Here is an 8,021-nt window from a genome sequence, read left to right as displayed (position 1 = left end):
TGGGAGTTGGGAGTTCGCCGGTTCCTCGAACTCGGCCCCGACGGCGTACTGACCGCCATGGCACGCCAAACCCTCGAGGAACTGGACGAGACCGGTGACGCGGTGCTGATGCCGGCGCTGCGGGCCAAGCAATCCGAGACACAGACCTTTGCCGCATTCCTGGGACAGGCCCACCTCGCCGGCGTCGACATCGACTGGACGGCCTACTACAAGGACACAGGAGCCGCACACACCCCCCTGCCGACCTATGCGTTCCAGCGTGAGCGGTACTGGCAGGCTCCGGGCGGTGAGTCCGGCGACGCGGTGGCGTTCGGTCTGACCCCGCTGGAACACCCGGTCCTGGCCGCGGCGGTCCAGGTCGGCACCCGGGACGAGTGGGTGTTCACCGGCCGCCTGTCGACCGACACCCAGCCCTGGACCCGCGACCACGTCGTGCTCGGAGTGACCATCGTCCCCGGCACCGCTCTGGTCGAACTGGCGCTGACCGCCGGTGGGCAGGTCGGCAGTCCGGTGCTCGAGGAACTGATCCTGCAGGCGCCGCTGATCCTGGAAGAAGGGTCGGCACGGCGGGTTCAGGTGACGGTCGGACCGGCGGACGCCGATGGGCGCCGCGAGGTCGCCGTGCTGTCCGGTGCGGAGACCGCAGACGAGGACGCGTCGGTGCTGATCTGCCACGCTCGGGGTGCGCTCACCGGGGAATCGGAACCGGAGAGGGACCTGGACCTCAAGTGGCCACCCGCCGGGGCCGAAGCGGTCGCGGTGGACGGGCTGTATCCGATGCTGACCGAGTACGGCCTCGACTACGGGCCGCTCTTCCAGAACGTGCGTGCGGTGTGGCGGGCCGACGAGGACGTATACGCCGAGGTGGCGTTGCCGGACAACGCCCCGAGTGCCGGATTCGGCATCCATCCTGCGCTGTTCGACGCCACCCTGCACACCGGGATGCTCGACACCCGGCCCGGTGACCCGGTGGTGCTGCCGTTCGCGTGGTCGGGTATCCGGCTCGGCCGGACCGGCGCGACCAGTGTGCGGGTGCGGGTCAGCCCGGCCGGTGAGTCCGCGGTGCGGATCGTCATGGTCGACAACACCGGCGAGCTGGTGGTCAGTGTCGACAAACTCGCCGTACGCACGGTGGAGCCGGGGCAGCTCGGGCGGGCGCGCAAGAGCGAGCAGTCGCTGTACCAGGTCGACTGGGCCACGGTCGCGGCCCCCGAACCCCAAGAGGTTCGCCTCGCGGTGCTCGGCGACCTTCAGGCCCCGGGAGACCGGTTCGTCAACCTGTACGCGCTGGAGGACGAGGTCGCCGTGGGTATGCCCGCGCCTGACCTGGTCCTGGTCTCGGTCGAGACGCCGGCCGGCGACCCGGCCGCAGCTGCCCGCAAGGCCGCGGCGGACGCTCTGACGCTGGTGCAGCAGTGGCTGGTGAGCGAATGGCTGGTGGATACACGGCTGGTCGTGGTGACCCGTGGTGCGGTGGCGGTCGGTACGGAACGGACGGACATCGCCCAGGCAGCCGTGTGGGGCATGGTGCACAGTGCCCAGTCCGAACGCCCCGGCCGGTTCCTGCTCGTGGACCTCGACGGCAGTGGCAAACCGGAGTGGGGATCTGTGGCCGCCCTCGACGACGAGCCGCAGCTGGCGGTGCGCGAGGGCCGGTTGACGGTGCCGCGACTGGCCAGGGCCGCAGTGCTGCCGGACGATGCGTGGAGGCTGACGGCCGCCAACAAGGGATCGCTGGACGGGCTGGCCATCCTCCCGTCCGACGGCGACCGCCCGCTGGGCGCGGGTGACGTGCGGATCGGGGTGCGGGCCGCCGGTCTGAACTTCCGCGACGTGCTGATCGCACTCGGGATGTACCCCGGTGAGGCGGACATGGGCACCGAGGCTGCCGGCGTCGTACTGGAAGTCGGCACCGAGGTCACCGATCTGGCACCGGGCGACCGGGTGTTCGGGCTGGTCGCCGACTCGTTCGGGCCCGTCGCGGTCTCCGACCGGCGGATGCTCGCCCCCATGCCGGCGGACTGGTCGTTCGCCGAGGCGGCGTCGGTTCCCATCGTGTACCTCACCGCGTACCGGGGCCTGTTCGATCTCGCCGACCTGCAGGCCGGCGAGCGGCTGCTGGTGCATGCCGCGGCCGGTGGTGTCGGCTCGGCGGCAGTCCAACTGGCCCGCCACATCGGCGCCGAGGTGTTCACGACCGCGAGCCGGCCGAAGTGGGACGCCCTGCTGAGCCGAGGCATCGCGGACGACCGGATCGCGTCGTCGCGCGACCTGGAGTTCCGGGAGACGTTCCGGGACGCGACCGGTGGCGAGGGCGTCGACGTGGTGCTCAACTCGCTCGCTGGTGAGTACGTCGACGCGTCCCTGGACCTGCTGCCGCGCGGCGGCCGGTTCCTTGAGATCGGCAAGACCGACATCCGCGACACGGACACGGTGGAGCGCGAGCACCCGGGCGTGCGGTACCGGGCCTTCGACCTGATGGAGGCGGGACCGGACCGCATCCAGGAGATGCTGCGCGAACTGCTCACGCTCTTCGAGCAGGGTGCGATCGACCTCGGACCGGTTCGGTCCTGGGATGTGCGCAGTGCCCAGGAGGCGTTCCGCTTCCTCCGCGAGGGCCGCAACATCGGCAAGGTGGTGCTGACCGTCCCGACGACACCGGATCTGGACGGCACCATCGTGATCACCGGTGGTACCGGTGGTCTGGGTGCACTGCTGGCCCGGCACCTGGTCGAACGCCACAAGGCCCGGCGACTGGTGCTGGTGAGCCGGCGCGGTCCGGACGCCGAAGGCGCCGCTGAGCTGGTGTCCGAGCTGGAGTCCGCGGGTGCCGAGGTGCGGGTCGAGGCATGCGATGTGGCCGACCGCGACCAGGTGGCGCGCGTGCTGGACTCGCTGGAGGAGCCGGTGAGCGCGATTGTGCACGCGGCTGGTCTGCTGGACGACGGCGTGGTCGAGTCGATGACTCCGGACCAGGTGAACCGGGTCATGGCGCCGAAGGCCGACGGGGCATGGCATCTGCACGAACTCACCAAGGACCGGGGGCTGTCGGCGTTCGTACTGTTCTCGTCGGTGGCGGCGTTGATCGGCAGCCCGGGCCAGGCGAACTACGCGGCGGCCAACGCCGCACTCGACGCGCTCGCCGCCCAACGGCGCGCGGACGGGCTCCCGGCCACCTCGCTGGCGTGGGGGCTGTGGGCGAACGATGCAGGGATGGCGGCTCAGCTGGACGATTCCGACATCGCACGGCTTGAGCGGATGGGAGTGCGCTCCCTCCCGGCCCCACTCGGGCTGGAGTTGTTCGATCAGGCGCTCGGTCTGGATACGGCACTGCTGGCTCCGGTACGGCTCGACAACGCCGCCCTGCGCCGTCAGGCCTCGGGAGGCATGCTGCCCGGACTGCTGCGTGGGCTGGTGCGTGCGTCGGCCGGCGGTCCGGACGGCGGCCGGTCGCTGGACCAGCGGCTCGCCGGTGTGGCGGAGGCCGACCGCGAAAAGGTGGTGCTGGATCTGGTACGCGCCCAGGTCGCCGCGGTGTTGGGGCACGACGCAGTGGACACGATCGACCCGGAGCGTGAGCTCCAGGCACTCGGGTTCGACTCGCTCAGCGCGGTCGAACTCGGCAACCGGCTCACCCGGCTCACCGCGCTGCAACTGCCGTCCACCCTCGTGTTCGACCACCCGACGTCACTGGCGATCACGCAGCACCTGCTCACCTTGGTGAAGCCGGCGCCCGAGATCGGCACCGAGCCGACGGAGGAGGCCGAGATCCGCGCCTTGCTGGCTTCGATCCCGATCGGCGACCTGCACGAGGCGGGCCTGCTCGACCGGTTGCGCGAACTGGCGAACGGCGGCCCGAGCGCCGAGGTCACGTACGCGGGCTCCGGCCTGAACTGATCGAACGGGGCAGCCCGCGGCTCCGCCGCCATGACGGCGGGGCCGCGGGCGAAGGTCCACGGATGAGGATTCACCGCGTCCGGCTCCAGGACGTGTGGCCCAGGTATTCACATGCTTACGAAGGAAAGCGAGGTCTGCTCACGATGACGACCCTCCCTGGCTGGAATTTCGACAAGTTCTCCGAGGGCATCCGGGCCGCCGGCATCACCGGCCCGCCGGTGTCCGACGTCATTCCCGGCGCGATACACGGCACCGACACGTTGGTCTCCAACTTCGCGTCGGTGAACATGCTGAACCTCCAGCGCCGCGACGACGTGATGAGCTGCCTGCTCGACGCCACCAAGAAGTACGGCCTGGCCAGCGGCGGGTCCCGTACCGTGCAGGGTGTCTCTCCCGCGCACATCGAGATGGAGGCCACGATTGCCGCGTACCTGAAGAAGGAAGCGGCGATCAGCTTCGGGACCGGCACCCTCGCGAACATCGGGTTCATCAACGCGATGTCGGGGACGCATTCGTTCATGCCGGGCGTGGCCATGGTGAACCGCGATGTGGTCTTCGTCTTCGACCGCGATGCGCACTGGTCGCTGTGGAAGTCGGTGGAAGGCCTGAAGTTCGGTGAACGGATCTTCTCGTTCAAGCACAATTCCGTGGAGAGCCTCGAGGAGGTTCTGAAGGGATTGCAGGGCAAGCGGGTCGTCGTGGTGCTGGAGTCGGTGTTCTCCATCGACGGAACGGTCGCGCCGATGCACGAACTCGTCGACGTGTGCCAGCGCTACGGTGCAGTGTCTTTCGTCGACGACGCCAACGGGTTCCTGCTCTACGGCCCGCCGCACCGCAAGTTTGCCGAAGAGTACGCCGGTATGCAGCGCGCCGACTTCATCATGGTGTCGATGAAGAAGGCAGTCGGTCTTGAGGGCGGACTGATCGCCGGCCCCAAGGACGCCATCCTGGCTTTCGAGCTGCTGTCCGGCACCGGATCGTTCACTGCGGGCATGTCCGCACCGGCCGCGGCCGGTACGGACTACATCACCAAACTCCTCGCGTACGACGAGCCGGAGATCGTCGACGGCTATCTGGCGAAGGTCGCCGATTTCCGCAAGATGCTGCTCGACGCCGAACTTCCGGTCACCGACACAGAAACGTGTTTCTCCTCGCTCGTGATCGGTGACGAGCGAAAGTGCGTGGAGCTGTTCCACGCATACCTTGAGGAGGGCATCCGAGTCCCGCCGTACCTGTATCCGGCGGCCCGGCGCGGTCAAGCGGTGCTGCGCATCATCATCAACGCCGCGCACACCGACGAGCAGTTGAGCAACTTCATCGAGGTGTCGACGAAACTTCGGGACAAGGGTCTTTTCTGATCGCCGAGTTGTTGCAGAGGAGGTGGACCGTACCGCGGTCCACTCCTCCTCCGGTTCGCCAACGGGCCTTTGCGAGATCGAGGTCGGCGGCGGGCAGTACTGGGTTCTGAGTTCTGGGTTCTGGGTCGGGAAAATGCCAAGGCCATGAATTTGGCGTGTGCCGGCATCAGTTCCCCTTGCTCGGCAGGCAGGGCCTGCAGTTCACCGACGTGTTCAGTGGACTTGACCGGTCAATCTTTGACTGGAGCCCGACTGTTGGACATACTCTTTTCAGCGGCGACCAGCTCGCCAATACGGGGACGAACGGGGGTTCGGTGGTTCGGAGGAGCCATCGCTGCTGATTGTTCCGCTGTGGTTGATTGGGTTCCCACGGCGGCGATCGAGGCGACGTGATCGTGAGACGAACAACGGGGAAGAGCGGGCGTGCACCGGCGTCACGTGGCACTTGGAGAAACACTGCCACCTGACAGGTGCCCGAGCTGCTCTGTAAATCGGTGCCGGTGGACATGCCGCCAATGGCACCCTCAAATCCCTCAATGCCCGCACAGCGATTTGGTCTTGAATCGGGTCGCGCTATTTCGTGTCGCGGCATTCTGACAAGGCTGCTTTTGTCGAGCGGCTGATCGCTGATGCGGTCCGCTGTCCCGGTTGAGCACACCCTTTTTGACGGACGGCTCAGTGACGGTGCGGTTGCTGTGCCGATTGGCGGCATGGCCTGCCGAATCCCTGATTCGGACGGTCAGGAGGAAGAAGAACGTGTCATGAGAGCTGTCCAGAACTTGGCCGCCGTCTCGTGCCCGGACGTGAAGGAGTAGGAATGTCCACCGACAAGAGCGACATAGTCGGGGCTCTCCGGAAGTCGATCAAGGAGACCGAACGCCTCCGGCGACAGAACCAGCAGCTCATGGATCAGGCGAACGAGCCGTTGGCGATCGTGGGTATGAGCTGCCGTTACCCGGGCGGGGTGACCTCGCCGGAGGAGCTGTGGGAGCTGGTGGCATCGGGCCGGGACGCGGTGTCCCAGTTCCCGGAAGGCCGCGGCTGGGAACTTGGACGGCTCTACGACCCGGACCCCGACAACCCGGGTACCGCGTACACACGGGAGGGCGGGTTCCTCGACGGTGCGGACGAGTTCGACGCGGAGTTCTTCGGGCTGAGCCCTCGTGAGGCCATGGTGACGGACCCGCAGCAGCGGCTGCTGCTGGAGGGGGCGTGGGAGGCGTTCGAGGACGCGGGCATCGACCCGACGTCGCTGCGGGGCAGCGACACGGGTGTCTTCTGCGGCCTCATGTACTCGGACTACCAGTACGTCGCCGGGACGAGCGACCGGCGGCCCGAGATCGAGGGTTACCTGACGATCGCCTCCGCGGCCAGTGTCGCGTCCGGCCGGATCAGCTACACGTTCGGCTTCGAGGGCCCGGCCGTCACAGTGGACACGGCATGCTCGTCGTCCCTTGTCTCGATCGCATTGGCCGCCAAGTCCCTGCGCTCGGGCGAGTGTTCACTGGCGCTCGCAGGTGGTGTAACGGTCCTTGCCCGGCCGAGCATCTTCGTCGAGTTCAGCCGGCAGCGCGCGATCTCGGCGGACGGCCGCTGCAAGTCGTATGCGGCGGCTGCCGACGGCACGGGCTGGGCCGAGGGCGCGGGCCTGCTCCTGCTGGAGCGGCTGTCGGACGCCCGCCGCAAGGGGCACAGGATCCTGGGCCTGGTGCGGGGCAGTGCGGTGAACCAGGACGGTGCGAGCAATGGCCTGACGGCGCCGAACGGTCCCTCGCAGGAGCGGGTGATCCGTCAGGCGCTGGCCAATGCCGGTCTGCGGCCTTCCGAGGTCGATGCGGTTGAAGGTCATGGCACGGGTACGACGTTGGGTGACCCGATCGAGGCCGAGGCGCTGCTGGCGACGTATGGCCGGGAGCGCGAGAGCGGTCCGCTGTGGCTGGGGTCGATCAAGTCGAACATCGGACACACCCAGGCCGCGGCTGGTGTGGGCGGTGTGATCAAGATGGTCATGGCGATGCGGCACAGGGTGCTGCCCCGGACGCTGCATGTGGATGAGCCGTCGCCGCATGTGGACTGGTCGGCGGGTGCGGTGGAGCTGCTGACGGAGGCGCGGGAGTGGCCTGAGTCGGAGCGTCCGCGGCGTGCGGGTGTGTCGTCGTTCGGGATCAGTGGGACGAACGCTCACGTGATTCTGGAGGAGGCCCCGGCCCAGGAGCCGGCCGAGCAGTCGGATGAGCCGTCCCGGCCGCTGGGTGCGGTGCCGGTGGTCGTCTCGGCGAAGTCTGCGGCGGCGCTGCGGGAGCAGGCGGACCGTCTGCGGGCGCATTTGATCGCCGAGCCCGAGGTCCCGCTTGGGGATGTGGCGTTCTCGTCGGTGGTGTCGCGTGCGCAGCACGAGTACCGGGGTGCGGTGGTCGCGTCTGACCGTGACGAGCTGCTGGGCGGTCTTGGTGCGCTGGCTGCTGGTGAGCCCGGTGCTGGTGTGGTCGAGGGTCGTGTGGCGGGCGGTAGGACGGCGTTCCTGTTCACGGGTCAGGGTGCGCAGCGGGCTCGTATGGGTGCCGAACTGGCCCAGGAGTTCCCGGGGTTCGCCGCTGCATTGGATGAGGTGTGTGCTGGGCTGGATCCGCTGCTGGGTCGTTCGGTGCGCGAGCTGTTGGAGGCGGAGTCCGGTTCGGATGAGGCTGCGTTGCTGGATGCGACGCAGTTCACGCAGGCGGCGTTGTTCGCCGTCGAGGTGGCACTGTTCCGTCTGGCCGAGTCGCT

General features: G+C 68.2%; 3 protein-coding genes. All 3 read left to right on the top strand.

The features are described from left to right. On the top strand, positions 1-3,897 hold a 3,897-nt coding region (locus tag ABZ208_RS38405), incomplete at its 5' end, for an SDR family NAD(P)-dependent oxidoreductase (protein WP_356914089.1). 143 nt (positions 3,898-4,040) lie between these two features. Continuing rightward, complete coding sequence (locus ABZ208_RS38400) at positions 4,041-5,255, top strand: pyridoxal phosphate-dependent aminotransferase family protein (RefSeq protein WP_356914088.1); 1,215 nt, start codon at positions 4,041-4,043, stop codon at positions 5,253-5,255. Between the two features lie 817 nt (positions 5,256-6,072). Further along, the coding region (locus ABZ208_RS38395) for a type I polyketide synthase (protein ID WP_356914087.1) at positions 6,073-8,021 on the top strand (1,949 nt) is incomplete at its 3' end.

The organism is Streptomyces sp. NPDC006208, from assembly GCF_040613775.1.
Classification (GTDB): Bacteria; Actinomycetota; Actinomycetes; order Streptomycetales; family Streptomycetaceae; genus Streptomyces.
Note: the sequence above shows the minus strand (reverse complement) of the source record. Positions and strands in the feature narration are given on the sequence as shown.